This is a genomic window from Haloarcula terrestris (genome assembly GCF_031624315.1).
Taxonomy (GTDB): domain Archaea; phylum Halobacteriota; class Halobacteria; order Halobacteriales; family Haloarculaceae; genus Haloarcula; species Haloarcula terrestris.
Genome location: NZ_JAMQOM010000020.1, coordinates 12736 through 34720, shown reverse-complemented (window position 1 = coordinate 34720; position 21985 = coordinate 12736). Strand labels below are relative to the sequence as shown.

The window sequence follows — 21985 nt, the reverse complement described above, 5'->3', positions numbered from 1 at the left end:
AACACCTGAAGGACGAGAAAACCGAGCATCAGCACTTCTAGAGGATCTACACGATACACAAATAACATGGGCAGCGATCGTGTCTCAATCGAATCCCTCTAAGGAAGAACAAGCCGCTGCGGCGGCAATGGCCATTAAAAAGAGTATCACACACGGGCTTTCCACGGGAGCTGTTTCCCACGGTTGTGGCGAGACTGTCGCTGTACACGATGGTGTCAGAGACACATATAGTGACTATTCTAAGGATCTTCGAAAGCAATTGTCGGGATGCTGTGATAGCAGTTTCCAGAGAAGTATCTGCCCTGTGTATTTAACATATCTTCAGGAAGCAGATCTCACATATCCACAATCAACTGCAGCTGACTATATCGCAGGATACATTCGAGATAAGTATGCTGACAATGAAGCCGTCGAGCACGACTGGATATACGAATTTGACCAATCTTGGATTGACCCAGGCCCTCAAGCAGATCCAGTCTACCGCCTCGACGAATTCAGTCCTGTTCGGGAAGCAGAGGTACGTTCGCGTGTAATCGCGTGGTTGACTGGGCGAGGGATACCACGAGACCCACAACCAACAGGGCGCGATCCGTATCAGGATTTAGTCGACGAGATTGAGAACGAAATCGTCTACGAGTATCTAATGGGCTTAGAGTAGGAAACCGGACGTCGACAGGCCGTGAGCCACTACCTCACTGCCCTAACCGGGCACAGTGGCGCCTTACGCTAACCACCATGCCCGCGTCCTCATACTCAAATTGGCCAGAAGTATGCATAAAGCTTTATCCATAAGTACCGGGATAGATGGAACCGGCTATCCCGGGATTGCCGGTCCCATTCAACCGCGGAAGGCTGGAACAAGGGATTCGTAGATGCTCGGTTATGAGAAAACATCTGATACCCAGAGATCAGAAGCTTCCAAACAATCAGAAGTAGGCTACAAAAATATGAGCTTAGAAATTAACGACAGAGATCTCGAACTTCGAATCAAAGGTCACCTGTACGAGATACGCGAAACAAATGGAGAAGTCATGGGGGGAGAGCAAGGATATCCAATGGCAGAGCGTGGCTATCAATCCACTCTCCAGAGTGTCGCAAGTTGTGCTAACGAAGAGGTATTGGATGCCGTTGCCGACCACATAAAAGATAGAATGAGAAACACCGGAGAGCGGCCAGAGAATCGGAAAGTTCGTCGAACTGCTCGCAAATTAGTTTCTGAAGCGGGATATCCTCCAAATCAGTATTTGAATAGAGCTTGATGACCACTGTTGGCAGAAAATATTCAAGTAGCGTATAAAACAGTTTGAGCAGATGTCAATGTATCAGTGACTCTCAAAGAGGTTATCGACAACACAGTTGACACCAATAATGACTTCCTCAACTAACCGGGTAGGGGCTGTACAGCAGATGTCGGCCTCCTCGGGACAGGATTGGAGAGTCGTATCAGAGATTTGGAGCAGAAAAGTACTCTATTCTTCTTCGTAAAGAACGTCAATAAGGTCCCACTCAAGCTGAGCCATGCGCTTGGCAGCTGCGTTATCCTCGTTTAATTTATAACGGGGGCTACCACCACTTTCCCGGGTTTTCTGAATCACGCCGATGTCCACCAAGTCATCCAGATGACGATATACGGTGTTGCGACTAACGCCCGCAAGATCGGCGATCTCGGTGACGTTGTAGTCAAATTCCGGATCGGGATCAGCCAAGAAGGCTGCAATGATCGAGACCTTGGGACCGTTTCCGAGTAGTTGTGTAAGGGCCGAGTCTTCTGCGTACGCTCCGCTATCTTCCGTGTTGGGGGAATCCTTGGTACTGCTCATTTTATACGTATCCTCCTGCCCGTTGTTTGTCAGGGGCAGCGTAGCTATTGGGTGAACTATCCACCGTATCGGATGCAATCCGGCGGATGCTATTCATTTATACCACCAGCGAAGTCATTCAGCTCCGTTAGTGGTAGTAGTCCTTGTTACACGTATCGATAGAGACTGGATTGTTATAGTGTTATCGGTCGAAGACACATGCGTTTCTCAGCGAAACGTCTGTGTTACTCCAGCATAACATTTATGTTCGGATAAATGCAACTTGCAGTCGGGTTGAAATTCTATTATGGCTCTATCTGATGATGACATCGACTTGGCTGTTCGCGTTACGAAGCGCATGATGTCGAAAGGCGTGGTAAATAAGCATCATAAGCAAAAGCAGACCATCGCTGGGTGGTTCGCCACCCACGAACGAGGCGATGTGAAGGACGTTTTGGATGATATGATTTCTGACACGGAGGCACCCGTCCGCCAGAAGGGACGAGGGACAGTCACACTAATCAGCATCCAAAAGGCAAAGAAATTCCTTGAGGACAACGGCGCTGAGGACCCACGCGGCTGGTAGAAGGTATCAGCTCAGTCCTTCGCCTCGTAACCTTCCTATTTGTTGCACAAGCCGTTTCAACCCCCGCGTGATGAGTGTGGACTTCTGTTAATAGACTTCATCGCACACATATAACGACTTATTATATTAGTCGTAACAGATTTGCCGAATAACAGCGGAAACCATGGTGTGTCCGACCGACCAGTACCCTCTTTAGTAACGGAATATTAAGTAATCGTAATGCGAATCGAAGCCACCGACGGGAACGAGCACAAGGTCTGGCTTACCGACAGCGAGATTGAGGACCTCCGGCGGGCCACCAACAGTCAGCGCGACGACCTCATCATCCAACTCGGTGCGTTCGTCGGGTTGCGTGCCTTTGAGATTCCACAGGTCCGACCTGTTGACATCAATCGAACCGAGAGCGGCCAGTACCGGCTTCGCGTCCAGGCCGGGAAAGACACCAGCGGCAACGGTGGGAAGCCTCGCGATGCCTTCCTCCCCGCCGAGGTCGAGCGTGACCTCCAGCGCTTCCAGAACGAACACAACATCGCACCCAAGGACTCCTTTATCGGTCTAACCCAACCCGGTGTCCGTGCTGTGGTTCGACGGACAGCTGCGCGAGCTGCTGAAGCAACTGGCGACGAGGACTTCGAGAAGGTGAGTACGCACGATCTCCGCCGTCGGTTCGCCCAGCGACTCCTCGTCGACGAACAAATGAACCCCCGAGTGGTGATGGCCGTCGGTGGGTGGGACTCCTTCGCTGCGATTGAACCATATCTGAACGCCCCCAGCGAGGACGTCATCGACGAGGCGTTCCAGGAGGTCAAGTCCCTATGACCGAAGACGATGTCGACCCTGAGGACCCTCGACCAACGGGCCATTACCCACGGTTCGCCGACAACGAATGGCACTACATCCCTGATGAACTCGCCAAGACAATCTCGCTCGGGCCAGCCGGCGACGGCGAGGAAGGACAGGACTGGGTGCTGACATACACGCCGGAGAAGCAAGACGAAGACGACCGCGAGAAAGTGTTGGTCCGGCTCACGCCGAGGGCGTTGCACGAGCTTCATATCGAGACAAAAGACCTCTCGGTTGAACAGCGACAAATGGGCCACCGCGCCGAGTGTGATCTGTGCGGAGAGATGGTCGATCTTGACCGCGCGATACCGAATGCCCGAGGAGAGCCCTGTCACAAACGATGCTGGGCCGAGTACACGGGCGCACCGGACTGGTTCAACGAGTACGTGTAGTTCAGGACTGTCACAGGGTGTCTACGGCGCTGCTGCGCCGACGCTGCCGTTCGAACCAGTAAACGGGATATCTATTTCAAGACCATCGTAGGCTAACAGTGGCTTCTTCGCCTGGCCCGACCCGCCGCCTTCGAACTCAATAACGCCAATGTCTTCCAGTTCAGAGAGATTCCGGTGGACCTGCTTGTAATCCCGGTCGACCAGTGCAGCAGCCTCGCGGATACTCGCCGGTTCATGCTCTGAGATTGCCTCCAACAGCTCCAGATTCTTTGGACTGAGGAGACGACTGAGTTCTGCGTACGAGTCGAAGTTCAGCATTGGCTGGGCGTCATCAAGGTCTTCACCGTCCTGCGCGGCCTTGATTCGGTTACGAGTTCGCTGCTCGAGATGGTCGCTATTTCCGACGGTGACTTTGAGTGTGGCCATGGTGTGTCCCTCCTGGCGGCATCCTACGCTGACCAGCTCCACGAGACAGGCGATAGTTCGTCAGCCTCCACCTTGAAGCGGTCGTAGAGCGTCAGCATCCCCGGAAACTCGATGTATTCAACGTCATCGTTGATGTGGCGCTCGTGCCCTTTCGTCCGTTCGTGAGCGTTGTCGTATCGGAGGATCGTGTCTCCGCCGATCTCTCCAAGATGGAGACTGTAATCCCATCCACACGGGTACTTCTCATCGTCCGTCTGTCGGATGGTCACAGCAACGACGTAACCGTCTTTGACATCTCGCCAGTCTTCGATTGTCGTGTAGGACGCCATCCGCTACCCTATGGTATCATCTCCATAGCAATAAGCCTATGGACCTCTCTACATAGGCTACGCTTGCTTCTGCCAGATTCTAACCGAAGACGATGTTGATTTTCAATACCTGCGGTCAGCAGACCAAGTCGACTACCAGAATGACGATGTCCGCCCCCTACTGCTTGCGTTCCCATTGACAACAGCCAGCCCTTCCTGCAATTGGTCACGCGTTGCCTTCATCGCCTGGATTCCCTTCTGTGTCACCTCGTATTGGTCGGCTGCGCCCTCGGGATTTACCTCTCTCAAAATCCCCTTGTCTGTGAGTATGTTCAACGCTCGGTAGCCCTGTCGCTCTGAGATATCAGCCCCACGCTCAATCGCGGAGGCGATGATCGCGCCGCCCCACGGCGACCCATCCATCGCAGCCGTCTGGTGGAGCATCATTCGTTGTGAAGGTGGCAGTGCGAGATACAGTTTGATGTGAGACTCCCCATCAACACCGGTCAGTTCATCTGCTGATCTTTCCACTGGCATGAGTCCTATCTGATGTCGGCGCTGCAGTCTCTAGATTCTTCCGCTGATCGGACCATCCAACCGTGAGTGAGTCACCGCGACCGACCGGGTTCCAACCACACATCTGGGGTGACAGGGGGTCCCCCCTTCCGACTCTGTTCCAGATACGCGCGCGTACCGAACGGACTTTTTTGGCACTGCCAGAGTGAAAGTGGTCCGTCAGGGCCGACTCACCCCCCATTGTCACCAATGGCCACACCAATGCCAGCAGCTGTCGGTCACCCGACTGCCGGGAAACACACAGCGAAAAATCGGGCGGCGTCGTTACTCCGCAATCAGGGCGGCAAACGCCTCGTCGTCGTGATGGTCAGTGCTTGAGGTCGTCCGTGTGGTGGCCGACTGTTCGCGTAGTTCTTCGAGCGTGACGTGGTCCTCGGATTCTGCCTCGTGGAAGACAGCCTCGACGGGCTCGTCGACGTCGGGACGGTGAACCAGCGGTGTCCCATCTCGATCGGCGTCGACGGCGGCGCCGTTCGCGATAGCGCCTTGCGTCGAACAGTTCCGACAGGCGTGGACCTCGTCATCATCGTTCCCAAACACGCGTGCATACTGTGCATCGACTGGCTCACCACAATTCAGGCAGGAGACGGACGTTACCATAGCACGGTGTCAGGTGGCAGTGCTAGTAAAGCACGAGCCCATTTTGACAGATGTCAACGTATTGGTGTCAAAATGGGAGTGGTTTTTACCCTAGTCTCCACCGAACAGCAGGAGTGTGGCTATCCGCTGGCGATGGCCGTGAAAGACTAATGCCAAGCATTAACAAGCTCTCTGTCCGCGGCGGCTCTGGGATGGTAACGCTTCCAAAAGACGAACTCGAGATGTGTGGCCTCCTGGACGAGGACGGCGACCCAGATACCGAGATTCAGTTCCTCATCAAGATGGAGCGACCCGGCGAGTGGCGAATCTCTGTGCTCGATGACTCCTGTGTCGACGATTCCTGGTACACTGGCGACACCCCCGAGACCGGTGTGCAGGTCGGGGCTGGTGGCGGAAGTCGGGGGTAGGATATCACGCTCGAAGAGTCGTTCACTTTCACCGTGGTCTAATAACGCCTTTCATATCAGGGTGAAAAGCCGGGAGTATGCGCTGGACTTTACCGCGCTTTGCAGCCCTCCAAGGACTGTATTCTCGTACTGCACGATCTGCAGCACTGCCCCTATCTACTGCATACAAAACCGCCAGACAGAGAGTGGATAGAAGAGGTGTGCTGCAGGCCTTTAACTTGCCCATTGGTCAAAACCACAGCCTCCGAGAAGCCAGGAGGTGGTAACGCGATGGGACGAAATGAGCAGCTCACAACCTACGTTGACGCCGAGGTAGCACGTGAAATCGAGCGGCGAGCTGAGGCTGAAGATGTCTCTGCGTCAACCTACATTGCACAGGTTCTCGATCAACATATCCACGGCGAAGCTGTCGAAGAACAGGCGCGTGAACATCGGGCCGAACAACGCATTCAGGAACTCGTTGCCGAGGCACGTGATGAGGTCAGTGAAGCGACAGAGGGGCTTGAGGACCTCGTCGCAAAATCAGGCGTCTACTCGATAGCAGTCTGGGAACTCGTCAAAGACGAGTATGACGACCCACGCCGACAGCACGCCCTCGATGTTGGCACTGAACGGCTCCGAGAAGACATGGATGCACTTGACGGAGATATCGAGAGTGCGCGGGCACAGAGTACCACATCATCTGAGGCCACTGACAGTGCTGCAGCAGAATCTGATGACCGGGATTGGGAGTTCAAATGATCGTAAAATCGGACTTCCAGACAGGGAGCGCCGGCAATCTCATCACCTACATCAGTGAAGATGCAGAGCGGACAGTCGAGATTCGAGATTCGACTGGTCGCAAGCTGAGCGAAAAAGAAATTGAAGCGTTCGTCGGCCGGTCCGAGACGGCGGATATGCAGCGCCAGTTCATCATTGCGCCTGATCCGGATGCAGGCTATAGCGAAGCAGAAATTGACCAGTGTACCCGGTCGACGCTCAACGAGTGGAAAGCAGAGAAACCCTCTGTCGAGTACGTCTACGGAGTCCACGCTCGTCCAGAATCAGGGAAGTCACACGCCCACGCCGCTGCGATCGGCAAAAAGCGAGATCTACACATGGAGACAGACGATCTGACCGCCCTTCGAGAACGGGCACGAGAGCGGTTTCGGGAGCGGACACGACTCAGAAGCAGGGAGCGCGTTCAAGAACGGAGTGTCACAGCGGAGCAAGAGCGCGAAGTGACTCGAACACAGGAGGACTACGATGACGTCTGAGACTGATAACAACAAGCAACCGGAGGATCCACTGGGGATGTTCGGTAATGTTATGGCTACAATTATGCTGCCACGGTTGCTGATTCCATGGTGGTACGTCGAATGGGACCAGCCGAAATTACGTCGGTTTCGGCTCTGGTGGTGGGTCTATCCCTGTTATGCGCTGCTGGGGAGTGTCGTCTTCGCCGGTGCGTTGCTGCAAGGAGAAGTCTGGCCGATCCTTGTGATGCTATTTGCACACGTGATGGCCCCGCTGGTATTCCTTGGCGAGGTTGCCGGGGCGTCTATCTCTGGCGTCGGTTTCGCGGGCATTCCTGATGTCCTCTTTTTGGGGCCATATGCCGCATTCAGCGTCGCGATAGCGAGCCTGCCCCTCACCCGACGCTGGGGCGACAACATCTTTGATCTGAAAGAACCCAAGTACATCAGAGAATCCGACGAGTTTGTCGTTCCAATGGAAGAGATAACGACCACGTCAGATGAATATACAGACGGAGACGATATCTCGATACCACCAAGGCTTCGGCAAGATATTTCGACAGCGGTGCTCGGTGAGACAGGGAGTGGCAAGACGACCGGGATGCAACTCCTTGCACAGCAGTATCCCCACGATGAGGAGACGGCGGTCATCATACACGAATCCGGAACCGACTTCGAACAATTCTATCGAGAACGTGGATTTGAGGTGCTTCGAGTCGGGGTGGAGGAGACGGATGTCCGTTGGAGCCTCTTTCGGGATGTTGAAAAAGAGGAGGATTATCAAGAGGTAGCACAGTCTGTGTTCGGAGAGCCTGATGGAAGGAATCCGTTCCATCGCAAGGCAGAGAGCGTGTTTACTGCCTGTCTGAAATATCTCTCTCGCGAAGCTGAAAAGCAAGATGCGATTAATCAGCTCGGCCACGATGATATCTACAATCTAGTGCACGAGCCCAAAGACGAGATACATAGACGGCTGAATAAGTACGATGACCTGGGGACTGAAGCGCAGAAAATTAGGCCAGGAGATGACGGCGGCCCGGAGAGCGTCTATACAGAGCTCACACAAAATGTCGAGGATGTATTTACTGGCCAATTCAAAACTGACGGTGATTTTTCGATTCGAGAGTATGTCGAAAATCCCAACGGCCGAGTGTTGTTGATTCGCTCTGGACCGATGGCGAGGAAAGCTGCTCCGATGTACGAAGTGATGCTTGATTGGTCGATCCGGATCGCCCGGTCTTCTGCAACACCAACGAACTTTATCTTGGACGAGATCGACTCTCTTCCGCCGATAGAAGGGTTACCAGGCCTTGCAGCCCGGGGGCGAAGCGAGGATGCACGAGTTATGATTGGGGCACAGACAGTCGGCCAGCTCGAGTCCGTCTATGGAGACGAGGCGCCAGCAGTGTTAGGAAACTGCCCACAGGGCCTGTACTTCCAACCTGGTGATGAACAGACGACAAAATACATCCAATCAGAAATCGGGAAAGAGCGAGAACAGACAGTATCGCAGTCACGCTCGCGGTCGAAAAACCAGAGCAGCGGCTCATACCAGACAACGCAGAGTCACACCACCCGGACCGAGGATCGCCGTCCGATCACCGCCGGTGAGCTGACACGGATGGGAACAGGAGAGTGTGTCATAGTTGGAAAGAAGCACTGGTGGAAAGGACAGACAAAGCAGGCTGATGCGGTGGAAGAGCAGGTCAAGGAACCAATGAAACCGCTGCGCGGTCGGCTGAAAGAGATGGTATGGGATAGCTCTCGTTGAGAGGCCTCTATCTCTGACTTAACTGCTATTTCTACTAGTACGTTGTCAAACAAAGCCGATGTCCCATATGCCGTATTTCTGCAGTTTCAAGACATCTAACAGAACTCACTAATTCGATAGATACGTTTATTCTAGTTACTCGGTAAGTGTCTGGCATGGCCAACACTATGGCTGCGGGCCAGAGTGTGATCAAGCGCGGCGGGACGTCTCTATACCTAGGCATCAAGAGAGAGTGGCTGGCTGCGGCCGGTACTGAGCCTGACGGTGTCTTCCGGCTCGGCATCCGTGAGATCGAGGATTCGTCGATGACGGTGCGGCCCCACATCGACCAGGACTATTGTGCAACGACACTGGGGCCGGGCGCATACGATATCGATATCGTCGACGTCCAGACCGGTCTCCAGTGGTGCTTACCAGCCGATATCAGGAACAAGTATGGCATCAACAACCAGTTCGTCTGGAACGCCGAGTTTACCGGGGAGGATATCGACTACGAACTGGTCTCGCCGACGATTCAAGAGCGATACCAGCTCAGTTGAACCTGGTGACGCCCTCAGCAGCGGATACTACCACCGTGGAGAATGCAGAGGGCGTATACAGTACCTCTATTCACTATTTTTCCTCGATGATATCGTCGTTTTTTGAATTTCAAGATTATCGATTTCATCCATTTCGGTTATTGCAGCAGCCACATCTGAGATAATGACTGAATCCACAGTGACGAATAACAAATCTGTCGTGGTGGGCATAACTCGGAGAGCTAACTTTTCAAGATGTGCGTCTTCAAAATCACCCGTGATCTCGTAATCTCCTGTTTCAAGTTCGGGTGAGGAGGTCGCCTTGAAATTAATTTTTGTAGTGCCTTGTATGTTTGAAAACGGGTCCATGTACTTACAAATCCGGTATATTCTAGTTTCTTTTTCATGGACTGTGGATTTGATGAATTCGATTTTCAGAGTGGAGCCGTCTGCAGTGAATTCGTCGGTGAATAGTTCTCCCAGTTTCTGGATTTTCCCGTCAATTTGCTCTTCTCGTTCATACACCGAATCCAGCGTAGTACTGCGATGCGAGAGGTATTGCAATACCAGCGAGACCGTAGCGACAAACACCGAGACAGATACGAATGGAATCGACTGAATGATATTGGACATGGATATAATAAGTTATTTCTCGAGATTAAATAAAGAGGTTTAGATCGGGGTTTCTCCTATCTTCTTCTGTTCATTGGAAGGTACGCGTGCTGTGCTCAGCACGGCCGCTGAAACGTATCACTGCTTGTGGAGGTCAATATAGCCATTCAATGAGAAATAGTCGTTCAGTCGTCGGCGACAGTCTGGGTAATCGATGCCTGAGCAGTGTCCTGATTTACCGACGGCGGCCCGATTCGAACCCCAGAGTGGTCCGAGTAAGATAGCTCTGAGCCCGCAGAATGCGATGGGGCAGTTGCCTCGTGGCAATCGCTACAGAACGCCTCCAGAATGGGTCGCCATCGAGAGAGTCCCAGCTCGTCGAGAAGCTCCTGGTAGTCGAGATATCCGAGCTCGGCGTATTCATCCGGCGGGATATCCAGTAGTCCGGTGTCATAGACCGGGCCCAGCAGGACGTGCGACGGGTGGCCAGCCGGTGACCCAGGGTACGAAGTGTCCTCATGATACGGGTCGCTAATCGGCGACGTCGACGCCCACCACGGCTCCAGGTGTGCGACGAAGCCCTCACCGGTATCTTCCACGAGGAAGAACGCCCGCAGCGTCTTGTGATGGCGGTCGTAGGAACTCGTTGAGGTAATCTCGATGAGGTCCTGCCGGTCGAGTGGCTCGCTGCTCGCGAACAGTGCCGAGAGCATCCGTCGGGCTGCCGGCGGGAGCGTTGGGAAGATCGCCTCGCTAGGGAGCGTGGCCAGCGCGGTCTCAATGGCCTCGACGTCGAGCCGGTCGGACACGCTGTCACGCGATTCGAGGCTGTCGAGGGCATCTGCCACGAGGCAGGGGTCCGGGCCACGGCCGGTCGTCGCGAGCGCTGCTTCCAGACAGCGGGTAAGTCGGTCGAGATCCGCGCGATTGCCGTCATAGAACCCTTTGCGGTCGGCAACCTCCCGGACGAGCCCCCGGATATGGCCGTGGGAATTGGCTTCCACCATCGGAATATCGAGAATCGCGGCGTCTTCGACGCCGGCGTCGACGCGCTCGCGAAGGCGAGTTGCTTCCTCGTCGACAGCCTCTTGGACGTCGGGCAAGAGGTCGGAGACGCCAGGGCCCGTGAAGATCCACGACGCCAGCAGATCGGCAACGGGATCGGCGTCGTCGATATCGTATTCGGACCGGGCCCGGAGCTTCTGTGGGCGGTCCTCGATGCACATCCGATACCAGCTGTGGACGCCGTAGTCGTCGCGATAGCCGGCCTGTTTGGTGACCGTGTAGCGAGCGAAATCGAGGAACTTCTCGTATTGATTTTCGTTACGCCGGAGAGCATCGGGATCGGGCAGTCGGACGTTGATCGTCACGTCGAGGCCGGCGGCGTCGTAGACGTTCATCGCGCTGCAAAGCAGCCCGTGGAGGTCACGCATCAGCTGGGCCTGCAGGCCGGAATCGATATCGTCGAAGTCGCCGAGTTGTGACAACAGCCTGGACCGCACTGCGCCGATCCGTTCGCGCCAGGTATCCAGATGTTTGAGTTCGTCTTCGCTCAGCCAGCCGATTTGCTTGGCCCGGACGAGGACATCGTGGAGGTCGTTTTCGAACGTCTCGACGCCGTCGTGGGCTCGGTTCCATTGTTCGCCCAGTGTATCCGTATTTAAAACCTTACTGAGCATCCGATTGCTGAATAAGGCCCCACACAGACGTCCCAGTGTTACGACGGGGCCGCCCCACTGCAGGATGACGAGCGCTTCGTCATCGAACGTCGAGATGTAGGACACGCGACCGTCGCCATCGGGTGCGTCATCGTCGTCCGTCCAGTCGAGGATGTCCCCGTCGGCGAAGGTGACGCCGTCAACGCGTTTTGCGGCGGAAAACCGGCGGTGAAGCACCGGCGGTTCGACCTCGCGAGGCCCAGTGCGGTCGCCGAGCCACTGGACATAGCCGGACTCAGATGCGGAGCCAGTCGCGGCAAGCCACCGTTCGGCGGGGGGGTACCGGTCGCGCTTCTGGGCAGATACACTACACTTACGAGACCGTGAGGGGTGTCCGTAAGACGCCCCCGACAGCCGGGATTGGGACGGGTGGACAGCGTTGCCCGCCCGGTCGACGTACTGCTGTGCTGCTTCGCCGAGAGCGGTCAGCGAGACCTGATTCGAGGCGTGTGAGCGGTCCACTGTGATGATGTCCTCGGCTTCGAGGAACGACACGTAGCGGTCGATACTGCCGTCTGCATAGTCGATCGCGTCGTCTCGCTTGATCGCACGGACCGACCGCTCGGCGTCGGCATCGAGATGCGCCAGGACAGTCAAGGCCCCTGTCTGAGAGCGGTTGGTCTCGACCCATGCCCACGCTTCGTCGTCCAGCTGGGTGCCGTCTGGGTCGGCGTCGACGTCCCCATCACGGCGGGACGTCTGCCCGGCCGCAGTAAGGAACGCGAAGCGCTCAGCCCACGCTGGCGGGGTCTCTGTCTCTAGTGCATTGCGAGTGAGTCGGCGAACCCGCTGGCGGATACCTGGAGACATCCACAGCCGGATGTCGAAGCCAGCTGCGAGCGCGTCAAACGCCGCCAGTGCCCGCTTGATCGTGTCCCGGTCGGCGGCCGTCCACTGCTCCCCGTCAAGGACGAACGTCAGTGCAGGCGGGACAGCCCGCTCTGCGTGCAGCGCTGCCAGCGAATGGCGGAGGGCGTCGACGCCGGCGTTGAACTGGCCCTGGCTGGTGCCCGTCGTTTCGAGCGTTCGCTGGATGCGTTCGAACTGCTCGGTGCCCTGGAACCCTCGGCGCACACGATAGACGTCGTCGGCCCACAACAGCGCGTAGCGGCCGATGGCATCGAGATACGCCCGTGCCTCCTCGATGGTCCCGGCGTCGGCTGAGACGGCGTTGAGCTGGGCGACACTGTCGACGAGCTCCTCGTGGGTGAACGTCGCGACAGCCCCGGCCTCGACGTCGGGATCGCGATAGTCGAAGTCGTACCGCTCGCGAGCGAGGTCCTGGACGAGCCGTGCCGTCGACGGAATGAGATCACTGACGACATCGGCCAGCCACTCGGACGTCCGCGGGCTCACGTCGCGATAGGTCCGCCCGGCGATCCCGAGCTGGCCGTCCGCCTCGACGAGCGACACGCCGGGCGTACGCGATTCGGCAGCAGCGCCACCACGAAGCTGTGGCCGATCAGCGACGGGCACCTCGATATCGGGCCCAGACCCCGGGGGTTGTGTCGACGCAGAGGGCGTGGATGACTCGTCTGTGTCGCTTTCGTTGGTCAGCGTCGCGACGAGGGCGGGATCGAGCCCGAGCCCATCGAGGTACGAGCGGTCGTCGACGATGGGGTCGTCCGCCCGCATCGCCTGCTCCCAGTAGGGGTTGAGATCGGCGTCGGCAGCGCCGGCTCGCTCAGCAAGCAGGGCACTCCGCTGCTGGTTCGCCACCGCGCAGTCCTCGGCCGCTGCAAGCGTGCGGAGTGATTCACGACCGTGTTGCGTGCCACAGGTCGGGCACGTCGTCGTCGAGTCACCGGCCGTTTCGTCGAGGAGCCACAGCGTCTGGCAGTCCGAACAGCCGACGACAGCGTAGGTCATCGGCGCTCGCCTCCCTGCCTGTGTTCACTGCTGGAGTATCGCCCAGCAACGCGACGTGAGTCACGCTGCTGTGGCGCTCCACAGCGTGGGCTGGTGGTATGCGTCCTGCCGGTCGGCGGCAGGGCGGGCGGGTCGACCGCCAGGCGTCCTGTCGAGTCCGGGGACCCGTCGATAAGGGGGAGGGGTGCTGCCATTCGCTGCGCTTACGACGTTCTCACGGCTCTCCGGCCTGCTGTGATGCCCCACGACTGCGCAGAGATGACTCTGACTGTGGGGAAATGCTTATGATGGGTGCGCAGGAAGAATGAGGTGATCATGCCTCGGGGGCGAATCGCCGCCCCCGTCTTCCTGCGACCCACTTCGATTAGTGGTGGGTATGTCCTTGCTTGATACAGGGATGTGACATTCGCTCCCGTATTAAAACCCCCGCCCAAATTGACACTGCGTCTGACGCACGTCTTGCGGTTCTGGCACTCAACTGAACGGTCCACAGCGGCCGGATTCCCCGCGATATGACGGGTTCCTGAATTACCAGTGAGACCGTGGAACCGGCAGATAGCGGCGGTCGTGCCGGCACGGGCGACGCCGTAGTGGTCGGCGGGGCCGGTCATCCTTCGACCACCGCCCGGCGCTCGATGACAACGTCATGTGCGTAGTCACCGCGGCGGTACTGGTCGTAGTAGTTCTCGATGGTGGGGAAGTCGCCCGTCCACTCGGTGTAGTGTTCGAGATCGCCGACCATGTAGCGGAGTCGCCACAGGTGGGCCTGTGTGGGCGCTGTGTCGGTCTCCGTCGTGGTGGGGGCGTCGGTCGTAGCCATCACCGATCCCCTCCCTCGAATGGCTCAGGACAGCTGCTATCGCGTTCAACCAGTGCACAATCTGTGAGCGGAACGGTGAACGACATGAGGTCGTCAGTCCGACCGATGGCCTGAGCCAGCTGCCGGCGTGTGGCTGTGTTGCGTTCGGACGCCCGCAGGCGATGGAGCGTTTCTGTTGCGAGGTCTGCCAGCAATACGCCCGTGACGTGGTCATCGTTTGAGCGATAGACCAGCAACAGCGGCTCACTATCGGTGGTCGTGATGGCGACGATCTCGCCGGCGGTGGGCTGGAGCGTCATCGACCCACCTCCCGGGAGCGTGAGTACGCTGACAGCTGGGGTGTAGTCGGAGGATCGAGTCGCCGTGAAGCGATATCACAGAGATTTTGGTTACCAAATACATACCGAGCAAACGGGTTCTGGTTCCCGCTCCATCTCCCCCTAATCCACCCCGGATTCATCGAGTAGCCTGGGTCCAGAACCTGTCGTCGTGGATGACGACTTCCGATGGTGCGTTGCACGCCACTTCCCCGTGGCTGCCCACCATTGCCCTCATTCCTTTGCTGCCGTGCATGTGAGAGCCCCGTGTTCATGCTCCGGGTGTGAGGAATTCCGCTGGAACTGGCAGTGATACTGGAACCGACAGAAAGCGGAGCGACATCGCAACTACTTTTAATACCAACTGGATACCAGTCGGGTAGGTTCTGTCCCCCGCTCCATGTTCCCCTGATAGCCAGTTGTCCTATCGAATGTGTTGGGTGCAGGACCTGTCGCCGGTGACGGCGACCTTGGGTGGTGCGAGGCATGCCGATTTCCCCCGGCTGCCCACCATTCTGCTGCTCGGACGCCCGGAGTTGTGTCAGTGTCCCAATCTCGGATTGCTGCTTGTGTGGGTTGAGTGAGTTGAGATAGCGTGAGAAACCGACAGACTGCGACTGGATATCACAAGCGCTTTTATACACTCCTGTATCGGCTCCACATGGGATCCGTGCCCTGTCTGCTCCCGGAGACACCACCCATCCTATCGGTTGTTTCGGGCCCGGACCCCAGTTTTCGGGGTACCACGCGATGTATTCAGTTCCACACGCGTAGCGAAAATTACAATTATGATGGCTAACTAATCTGACAATGCCAGCACAAAGTTGTCCACTTTGTACTGGGAAATTGTCAGAGGCACGCGAAGCAGTCCGCCGTCGCGGGCGGCGGCGGACTGTTCCACGGATTGGCCTGTCATGATATCCCTGACAGCAACGGTTATCTACGAGTTCTGTGTCTATTTTGGTAGGGTACCAGTCGGTCATCACTTGCCCAGTGATTGCGTGCCTCTGACAACACCGGCCGGCTGTGTCCCCAGTTTTGCCCACTGAGCGACGGCGCTGTGCGGGTCGGTGCGCCATTACTGCACACCCCCATCGGCGACGGGCCGGGGCTGATCACACAGGCCTGCAAGTGTTTCTGCTTGGCGCTGGAGGAGTTGTGTGCCAGCGTCAGTCAGCGTATACACGTTGGTGCGGGTGTCAAGCTCGTCGCGGTTGATGAGGCCCTTGTCGACGAGCTGGTCGAGATTCTGGTACAGGCGGCTGTGGTTGATGGGGTCGGCGTAGCGCTCGTCGAGGTAGTCCTTGAGTGCGAGGCCGTAGGGATCGTCGTCGACGGCGGCGATGGCTTCCAGGAGGTCGCGCTGGAAGCCCGTCAGTTCGTGGTAGGTCGTCATCGGTCGCCTCCCATCTCGTCGGTATCGTTGTCGACTCGCCGGAGCGTCGCTGGCTGTGGCTGGTAACAGTCGCCCTGCACAAGCAAATCCAGCAGCGCCGTCATCGCCCGCTTGGCTCCGTACTCCCGGGCGAGCGTGTTCAGTACGTCGCCGGCGGGTGCGCCCTCGCCGTCTTCGCTGGTGGCGATTACATCGAGCGCGTGGCTGCGGATCTCGGGCTCGGCGTGGGTCTGCACGACGAAGCCGTCCGTGTTCCGGAGGTAGGTGCTGACAGCGTCCAGCAGTTCGAGTTCGTCGTCGGCGAGGGCAGGTTCGGCGGCCTGCAGGACGGTGTCGAGTTTGCTGGCCGCTGCCGTGTGTGAGGGGATGGTGGTGCCGCCGTCGGTGACGACCAGGTCGTGGCCGGTGACGATAGCCAGCGAGCGGGCGGCCTGGGTGATGGCGTCCTGGCCGCGGTCGGTCAGGGCGTAGGTCCCGTCGGTGGTGGTGACAAGGTCGTCGTCTTCGAGGGTGTCGAGGGCGTCTGTGACGCGAGCATCGTCGAGGGTGGCTTCGCGTCGGATTTCGACGGCGATCTGGAGGGCGTCGGCGGTGGCCTCGCGGTCGTAGTGGTCGTGGTCGGCAATCGCTTTCAGGAGATCTCGCTGGAGGGCAGTGCAGGTGTGCCAGGCGGTCATTGGTTGCCTCCCGTGATATGCATCTGGCCACAGCTGGGAGGTGACATGGGAAGAGCCTGGGGCGCGCGTGAACGGAAGTGGATTTTAGGCGTCCGATTTTCGTCTCTGGCCCGCTGTGGCGTGTTCGTGGGCCGATCAGGCGATGAACGGAAAGTGAACGGAAGTGAGCGGAAGTACCGCCGTCTGGTGGTTTCCGAATGAACGGAAGTGCGGGTTGGTGGCGAGTGATGCGACTCTTCGTGGATGGGCTTGCCGGTTGTCATGGGTTCAGTGCGACGCTGTGTGCGAGAGTAGGCGTCGCTTATTTCGTGATGTTACACCCGACACCCATAATACTTGCTCTAGAAGAACACTTGTAGAGAGACATTACTATGTCCGAACCGACCAAAATGCTCTCAAAGTGTCTAAGCCCGGACCAGACCCAACGGTCACCAAAATCGACGTTTTGAAAGAAATTAGGCTAGCTTATCCACCGGTTCAGGCACCTAAAGATCTCGCTGAACGGCTGGAGATTAGTAATACGGCAGTCAGCAATAAGCTAAAAGATATGGAGGAAAACGGGTGGGTCGAATCAGAACGTGTGGGGCGTGCCCGGGTATATTGGATAACGGATGACGGGCGAGCTCAGTTAGATCCAGAGTTCTCGTCAGGCAACCAGTAGACAACTGCATTTCCTACTTTATGACGTTCTATTCGAACTTCAGGGCCCATTGATTGCAAACGCTGTCGGATTCGAGTTTTAGATAGTCCAACCCGCGTGGCAATGTCTGAGGTAGTTACAAACGGTTTCTCTACATCTTCAAAGCATTCGAGTAGTTCTTTATCACTGACTTTCCGCTCTGGGCCTCGGGCAGACATCTTGTCTCATTCGATAGTTGTTTTTCTAGGGCAATAGTTTTTTGTTTGTCTAGCCCAACAGTACAAGTAGGAACACACGCGTCGCTGGTCGATTTCTTACGAAATCGCCCCGGTGTTGGAGCACCGAGGCGCGTGGTTCCGTCGAGAACCAATGGCAACTACGCAATCCAATCCACAAGAACGTACCGACCTCCCGTATGGGACCACTCTCATCGGGACTGATACCAACGGTCACGAACACCGCTTTGCCGGTGCAGTGACCGACCATCGCGTGTTCATTTGCGACGCTGACGAGATCCTGGAGGTTCACGATCTCGCGGAACTGGCTGAGGAGGGTGTCCTTGAACCGACGACGTACGACGGTGAGCTGTATGGTGCGACGACGCCGCGAGCGTGGGTTGCCGCGTGGGCGTCTGAGTGTTGTGGCTGGTCCGAGGTTCGGCTGGGCGAGTCGCTGGTCGACCAGGCCGTCCGGGTGATGGACGTATGAGTTGCACTGTGGAGAAGCGGCGGCGGGTTCGGCGAGCCGCGAGGGCGATTCAGGAGGAAGTGGCTACTGAGTCCGTCGACGTGCTTGCGCCGAGTGCGAGTCAATACGGTGCATGGACGCTCGACGCCGTGCTTCGGGATGCTGATGGGGTGCCTCCCGAAGTGCTCAGGGAGCTGGCGCTCGCCGGGTTGACGTTACAGCCGACGCCGTCACAAGCCGAGTATCAGCACGTGGCAGCGACAGTGTAACTGGTTACGAGAGGGTTGGAACTGCTTCACCGATCATCATGAGCGTCCACATCCAGCCCCAGTACTACCTCTTACCGTGGAGTTCCCAACTTTACTGCGTTGACTTGCCGCACGCTCAATCGCATCATCGAACTCATCAGGATTCCAGTCAACTATTTCTGCTCCGTTTTCTTTTAGCCTATCTGGGACATCTTCATCAGAAATGTCATCATTTAATTTGATAGCGACAAGCCCGTTCCCGTCTCTGATTGAACGTCTTATTTCATAGTCTACCCAATCACTGTTTTTAGTATTTTCACCGACGAGAACAACCGTGGTAGAAGTGCCACTGATCTGATCACGAATGCAACTACGGATATAGCTGTCATTCGTGCTATCGACGGGGTCCAAGAGATGTCTGTCTTGGAACTCGACATCCACATTCTTATTCCACCTAAGAAGACGGAATCCCTTAGCTTTCTTGCGGTCACTACCTTCGTAGCTGATGAACACTCGTCGCGTGGGCATTATTAATTGATATCTCCTGACGGTCTAAATGATAACAAAAGTTCAGGACTCTTGTGCTTTTCGTGTGGTAATTTCCCAATACCGGTTCTCCTGGCTGGTCAACGCCAGAACTCGCTCAATAAACTCTTTCTCTGGGTCATCTGCATCTTCATATAGCCCCGTCCGAGTCTTGAACATCTGATCCTCTCGTCTGAGCCCTTCAGCCGTTGTGCGGTAATTCATCCATTTCTTCTGATAGTTGAGGAAGGATTCAAGCGATTCAATAATAATTAGTAGTACTGAGACTATAATTATTGTATATTGCCAGATAGAACTCTGTGTCACGGGAAATAGTGAAACAGACACTGGAAGAGTTGCTGCCAGAACAATCTGAGAGATCTTAATTACCCGATGGCGCCGCTTATTTCGAATCGCCTTATTATCGTACCATTCGAACTGAGGCTCATAGAACTCATCATAGAATTCAGAGAATTTTTGCGCCATTGTCGATTATTCTCTACAATATAGATTCTTCTTCAATTTTTTTCCATCTCTCATCAAGAATTGAACCGAGATCGATATTGAGGTTATCCATTGCTATTAGCAGTCCTGACAGAATCTCGACAGTTTCTTCTTCGAGAATATTGCGGACGTTCATAGGCTCCATATGATCTAGTGATTCCATTGCGTTGGACATTCGGCCAGTCGGCGTCGCCATTCGGTTCAACAACCAATCCTGCACCTCTTCGCTATCCATGGAGTCATCAGCTGGGTTAAGCTCCTGTCCCCACTCCTCAATGCTTGTAGCCTCGACTCCAAACATCTCCTCTAATTCAGTCTCTAGATCAAGATTTAGAGTGTTCGCAGCAGCAAATACAACAATAGTGCTGTCAGCTAGGGTTTTCTCTAGCTGCTCTTGTCGCATTTCGTCTGTGTAGTCGCGAGAGAGTCGGCCGACATACTTGGAGAAATGAAGAACGTAGTGATTCATCCTCTCAGGATAGGGGAGAGTATAAATATCCTGATGATACTGTTGATCGTGGTCTAACTGCCGTTTTTGAAATTCAAGGAGGTTTTCAGGTGAACTCATGGATTAATCGCTTCAGATGAAATAATCCCTCCACCATTATTACATTTAGGACATAATTTTAGAGGGGCTTCATTCTGAAACTCATGGTCGCAGACTAAACAATACCAATTTGATGTATCCTCAGAAGATGCAAGGTCTAGGTCAACGTTCAAATCATCCACTTTCTGTTCAATGGTTGCTTTTATTTCTTCATCACCCTGTGCAGCAGACATACGGACATATTCTTGTACAGATTCCCAGTCAAATAGCTGGTTACGCTCCCAGGTGGGATACCTGAATTCATGGTAGCGCCTATTAATACGCTCAAGTCGCCGAATTTCATTAATATACTCTTCCGAGTAGTCCTCTCGATCCCTGAACAATCTAAGGAGTTCGTCGGTCTGTTCAGCAGAAATGAGCTTTTTACGGAAACCGCTTTGTATCTCATCAACGTCGGTTTGGTCCGCGATAGTCTCAAATTTGATTGGAGGATATAGCCATTTCATTTCATCCGCAACCAACCGATAGTCATCTTGAATTGCCCCATTGCTATAGTTTGTAAACAATGGTTTCCCCTTTGAGTACCACCCGATGTGGTAGTACCCAGCGAGATGTCGTTCACCGTTATACTGGGTACAAAAGAAAAGATATGGCCTACTATTCTTTACCAACCCAGATCGAATACCGCGAGTGCAAGTAGAACAAAGCCCATAGCTCATGGTCTCCAGATTAGGATCACTCTTGTTATCGTTGACTCTTGTCACCTCTCTCACTGGATACTTGCTAATCTCGTCTTCTGAATAATAGAGAGTCAAATAGCTATCAGCGTACTCAGATGGGTCATGTGATTGCCATGGATCATTGGGTGGCGCATAATCAATTTCAGAACTGGTATCAAATTGCATCTAGACTGCTAGCTATGTTCTAAATATAAATTATTTCTGCATATTCAATTTCGATAGGATCCGTAAGAGCATCGTATATGAATTACTCAAAGTTCCCAGTTTGGCGAAAAGCCGATAAGATCCGAAGAAGCCAGTGGATATTTCACTAGCGGGGGCAACAAGGGTAGTAGAGTCACCTGCACTCATGAATAAAAATTCACTTGACAGGTCAGGAAGTCCGACAGTTTCTAAGGATAACAGACGTGGTGCCGAGTTCGATAAAAGCAGGGAGTATCGGCATCGACTATGGCGTGTCTGGGATGTGAGAAAACCAACGGTCGCATTCATCATGCTTAACCCTAGCACCGCAAACGAAAACGAGGACGATCCAACTCTACGCCGGTGTATTGGCTTCGCAAAAGATTGGGGATATGGTTCAATTGAAGTGGTCAATCTATTCGATCTATGCGCTACGAATCCTGACAATCTTCAAGATCATCCTAACCCAGTGAGTGATCAGAACGATGAATACCTACAGAAAGTGGCTGAAACTGCTGAACTGGTAGTGGCGGCATGGGGAGCTAATGGGACGCTACATAATCGAGGGTTGGAAGTTGCAAAGAAACTAGATGTAGATTTGTATGCTTTAGATACTACGAAAGATGGACATCCATCTCACCCTCTTTATCAACCAACCGATACCGAATTGGAGTCCTGGAATGCTGAAATGCTGCGCGACAACTAGAGTTGAAGTTGTCGAGCAACACGTTCACCCCCAATCGCTTCCTCAACAATCTCGATTTCCTCGTCGGTCAGCCCATACAGCTCGTAGACGATCTCATCGATCAGCTCGTCGGTTCGCTCGATCTTCACTTCCAATTCGTCAGCTCGCTCTACCGTCTCCATGTAACTCGCCAGGCCATCGCGAACGTCGTCGACGGCGGGCAACGTCAGCTTCCGAAGCCGATCTACCAGCGAATTCGTCTTTGTCGCCGTCTCACGGGAGCCAGTGAAGCCGCCGGCTGAATACCAGCACGTCGAGGCGACGGTGTAGCGAAATACGCTAACCAACGATAGTTG

Annotated in this window: 29 protein-coding genes and 1 pseudogene; 14 read left to right on the top strand and 16 right to left on the bottom strand. The window is 55.2% G+C overall.

Translation table 11 applies throughout. The features are described 5' to 3' along the window. Together NDI54_RS20285 and NDI54_RS20280 are read left to right on the top strand one after the other, a co-directional pair. A partial coding sequence (locus NDI54_RS20285) for a hypothetical protein (protein ID WP_310898186.1) occupies positions 1-658 on the top strand: 658 nt, incomplete at its 5' end. Positions 659-872: 214 nt separating this feature from the next. Continuing rightward, entirely contained in the window at positions 873-1259 is a 387-nt protein-coding gene (locus NDI54_RS20280) for a hypothetical protein (RefSeq protein ID WP_310898185.1), read from the top strand. A gap of 210 nt (positions 1260-1469) precedes the next feature. On the opposite strand, the gene NDI54_RS20275 is transcribed toward NDI54_RS20280, so the two are convergent. Continuing rightward, positions 1470-1820, bottom strand: a complete 351-nt coding sequence (locus NDI54_RS20275) for a winged helix-turn-helix domain-containing protein (RefSeq protein ID WP_310898184.1) — start codon at positions 1818-1820, stop codon at positions 1470-1472. 442 nt (positions 1821-2262) lie between these two features. Between NDI54_RS20275 and NDI54_RS20270 the strand changes: the two genes are divergently transcribed. The 3 genes from NDI54_RS20270 to NDI54_RS20260 all read left to right on the top strand — a co-directional run bounded on the left by NDI54_RS20270 (position 2263) and on the right by NDI54_RS20260 (position 3620). After that, positions 2263-2385 carry a hypothetical protein gene (locus tag NDI54_RS20270; RefSeq protein WP_310898183.1) on the top strand — a complete coding sequence of 41 codons (123 nt, stop codon included), beginning with the start codon at positions 2263-2265 and terminating at the stop codon, positions 2383-2385. A gap of 219 nt (positions 2386-2604) precedes the next feature. After that, positions 2605-3204 carry a site-specific integrase gene (locus tag NDI54_RS20265; protein WP_310898182.1) on the top strand — a complete coding sequence of 200 codons (600 nt, stop codon included), beginning with the start codon at positions 2605-2607 and terminating at the stop codon, positions 3202-3204. Then, positions 3201-3620, top strand: a complete 420-nt coding sequence (locus NDI54_RS20260; RefSeq protein ID WP_310898181.1) for a hypothetical protein — start codon at positions 3201-3203, stop codon at positions 3618-3620. Before NDI54_RS20265 ends, NDI54_RS20260 begins: the two co-directional genes overlap by 4 nt. Before the next feature lie 21 nt (positions 3621-3641). Here NDI54_RS20260 and NDI54_RS20255 read toward each other — a convergent pair whose 3' ends face one another. The 4 genes from NDI54_RS20255 to NDI54_RS20240 form a co-directional block, all read right to left on the bottom strand. Further along, positions 3642-4046 carry an HVO_A0114 family putative DNA-binding protein gene (locus NDI54_RS20255; RefSeq protein ID WP_310898180.1) on the bottom strand — a complete coding sequence of 135 codons (405 nt, stop codon included), beginning with the start codon at positions 4044-4046 and terminating at the stop codon, positions 3642-3644. A gap of 23 nt (positions 4047-4069) precedes the next feature. Further along, positions 4070-4375: a toxin-antitoxin system TumE family protein gene (locus tag NDI54_RS20250; RefSeq protein ID WP_310898179.1), complete on the bottom strand. Its 306-nt coding sequence runs from the start codon at positions 4373-4375 to the stop codon at positions 4070-4072. Positions 4376-4507: 132 nt separating this feature from the next. Next, on the bottom strand, positions 4508-4885 hold the full coding sequence (locus tag NDI54_RS20245; RefSeq protein ID WP_310898178.1) for a hypothetical protein: 378 nt from the start codon (positions 4883-4885) through the stop codon (positions 4508-4510). A gap of 309 nt (positions 4886-5194) precedes the next feature. Beyond that, positions 5195-5530, bottom strand: a complete 336-nt coding sequence (locus tag NDI54_RS20240) for a DUF7563 family protein (RefSeq protein ID WP_310898177.1) — start codon at positions 5528-5530, stop codon at positions 5195-5197. A 149-nt stretch (positions 5531-5679) separates the two neighbouring features. On the opposite strand from NDI54_RS20240, the gene NDI54_RS20235 reads away from it, so the two are divergent. From NDI54_RS20235 to NDI54_RS20215, 5 genes are all read left to right on the top strand, one after another. Continuing rightward, positions 5680-5937, top strand: coding sequence for a hypothetical protein (locus tag NDI54_RS20235; RefSeq protein WP_310898176.1), 258 nt, complete (start codon positions 5680-5682; stop codon positions 5935-5937). 270 nt (positions 5938-6207) lie between these two features. After that, the gene (locus NDI54_RS20230) at positions 6208-6678 is read left to right on the top strand and encodes a hypothetical protein (RefSeq protein WP_310898175.1); all 471 of its coding nucleotides are present in this window, start codon (positions 6208-6210) and stop codon (positions 6676-6678) included. Then, positions 6675-7193: a hypothetical protein gene (locus NDI54_RS20225; protein ID WP_310898174.1), complete on the top strand. Its 519-nt coding sequence runs from the start codon at positions 6675-6677 to the stop codon at positions 7191-7193. Before NDI54_RS20230 ends, NDI54_RS20225 begins: the two co-directional genes overlap by 4 nt. Continuing rightward, entirely contained in the window at positions 7183-8943 is a 1761-nt protein-coding gene (locus NDI54_RS20220; RefSeq protein WP_310898173.1) for a type IV secretion system DNA-binding domain-containing protein, read from the top strand. Before NDI54_RS20225 ends, NDI54_RS20220 begins: the two co-directional genes overlap by 11 nt. 155 nt (positions 8944-9098) lie before the next feature. Further along, complete coding sequence (locus NDI54_RS20215; protein ID WP_310898172.1) at positions 9099-9482, top strand: hypothetical protein; 384 nt, start codon at positions 9099-9101, stop codon at positions 9480-9482. 66 nt (positions 9483-9548) lie between these two features. Here NDI54_RS20215 and NDI54_RS20210 read toward each other — a convergent pair whose 3' ends face one another. From NDI54_RS20210 to NDI54_RS20185, 6 genes are all read right to left on the bottom strand, one after another. Further along, entirely contained in the window at positions 9549-10094 is a 546-nt protein-coding gene (locus NDI54_RS20210) for a hypothetical protein (RefSeq protein ID WP_310898171.1), read from the bottom strand. A 164-nt stretch (positions 10095-10258) separates the two neighbouring features. After that, the gene (locus NDI54_RS20205; protein WP_310898170.1) at positions 10259-13660 is read right to left on the bottom strand and encodes a DUF5817 domain-containing protein; all 3402 of its coding nucleotides are present in this window, start codon (positions 13658-13660) and stop codon (positions 10259-10261) included. Between the two features lie 607 nt (positions 13661-14267). Continuing rightward, complete coding sequence (locus tag NDI54_RS20200) at positions 14268-14480, bottom strand: hypothetical protein (protein ID WP_310898169.1); 213 nt, start codon at positions 14478-14480, stop codon at positions 14268-14270. Beyond that, a complete protein-coding gene (locus tag NDI54_RS20195; RefSeq protein WP_310898168.1) occupies positions 14480-14779 on the bottom strand; it encodes a hypothetical protein in 300 nt (99 codons plus the stop codon). Before NDI54_RS20195 ends, NDI54_RS20200 begins: the two co-directional genes overlap by 1 nt. 1096 nt (positions 14780-15875) lie before the next feature. After that, positions 15876-16193, bottom strand: coding sequence for a PadR family transcriptional regulator (locus NDI54_RS20190; RefSeq protein ID WP_310898167.1), 318 nt, complete (start codon positions 16191-16193; stop codon positions 15876-15878). Further along, positions 16190-16870, bottom strand: a complete 681-nt coding sequence (locus NDI54_RS20185) for a transcriptional regulator (RefSeq protein ID WP_310898166.1) — start codon at positions 16868-16870, stop codon at positions 16190-16192. Before NDI54_RS20185 ends, NDI54_RS20190 begins: the two co-directional genes overlap by 4 nt. Positions 16871-17033: 163 nt before the next feature. Here NDI54_RS20185 and NDI54_RS20180 point away from each other — a divergent pair, with 163 nt between their 5' ends. The 3 genes from NDI54_RS20180 (at position 17034) to NDI54_RS20170 (ending at position 18466) form a co-directional block, all read left to right on the top strand. Then, positions 17034-17531, top strand: coding sequence for an ArsR/SmtB family transcription factor (locus tag NDI54_RS20180; protein WP_310898165.1), 498 nt, complete (start codon positions 17034-17036; stop codon positions 17529-17531). A 348-nt stretch (positions 17532-17879) separates the two neighbouring features. Further along, entirely contained in the window at positions 17880-18218 is a 339-nt protein-coding gene (locus tag NDI54_RS20175) for a hypothetical protein (RefSeq protein WP_310898164.1), read from the top strand. Beyond that, a complete protein-coding gene (locus tag NDI54_RS20170; RefSeq protein ID WP_310898163.1) occupies positions 18215-18466 on the top strand; it encodes a hypothetical protein in 252 nt (83 codons plus the stop codon). Before NDI54_RS20175 ends, NDI54_RS20170 begins: the two co-directional genes overlap by 4 nt. A gap of 36 nt (positions 18467-18502) precedes the next feature. On the opposite strand, the gene NDI54_RS20165 is transcribed toward NDI54_RS20170, so the two are convergent. Genes NDI54_RS20165 through NDI54_RS20150 form a run of 4 tightly spaced genes read right to left on the bottom strand, consistent with a single transcriptional unit; the run spans position 18503 to position 20926 of the window. Next, on the bottom strand, positions 18503-18973 hold the full coding sequence (locus NDI54_RS20165) for a TIR domain-containing protein (protein WP_310898162.1): 471 nt from the start codon (positions 18971-18973) through the stop codon (positions 18503-18505). A 42-nt stretch (positions 18974-19015) separates the two neighbouring features. Further along, positions 19016-19456: a DUF4231 domain-containing protein gene (locus NDI54_RS20160; protein ID WP_310898161.1), complete on the bottom strand. Its 441-nt coding sequence runs from the start codon at positions 19454-19456 to the stop codon at positions 19016-19018. A 13-nt stretch (positions 19457-19469) separates the two neighbouring features. After that, positions 19470-20042 (bottom strand): hypothetical protein, encoded by a 573-nt coding sequence (locus NDI54_RS20155; protein ID WP_310898160.1) that lies wholly within the window; start codon positions 20040-20042, stop codon positions 19470-19472. Next, complete coding sequence (locus tag NDI54_RS20150; RefSeq protein ID WP_310898159.1) at positions 20039-20926, bottom strand: hypothetical protein; 888 nt, start codon at positions 20924-20926, stop codon at positions 20039-20041. Before NDI54_RS20150 ends, NDI54_RS20155 begins: the two co-directional genes overlap by 4 nt. Positions 20927-21110: 184 nt before the next feature. Here NDI54_RS20150 and NDI54_RS20145 point away from each other — a divergent pair, with 184 nt between their 5' ends. Continuing rightward, a complete protein-coding gene (locus NDI54_RS20145) occupies positions 21111-21650 on the top strand; it encodes a DUF1643 domain-containing protein (protein ID WP_310898188.1) in 540 nt (179 codons plus the stop codon). Here NDI54_RS20145 and NDI54_RS20140 read toward each other — a convergent pair. Further along, a pseudogene (locus NDI54_RS20140) lies at positions 21647-21928 on the bottom strand (restriction endonuclease); the annotation flags it as partial. The gene NDI54_RS20145 and the pseudogene NDI54_RS20140 sit on opposite strands and share 4 nt — an antisense overlap. Between the last annotated feature and the right edge of the window lie 57 nt (positions 21929-21985).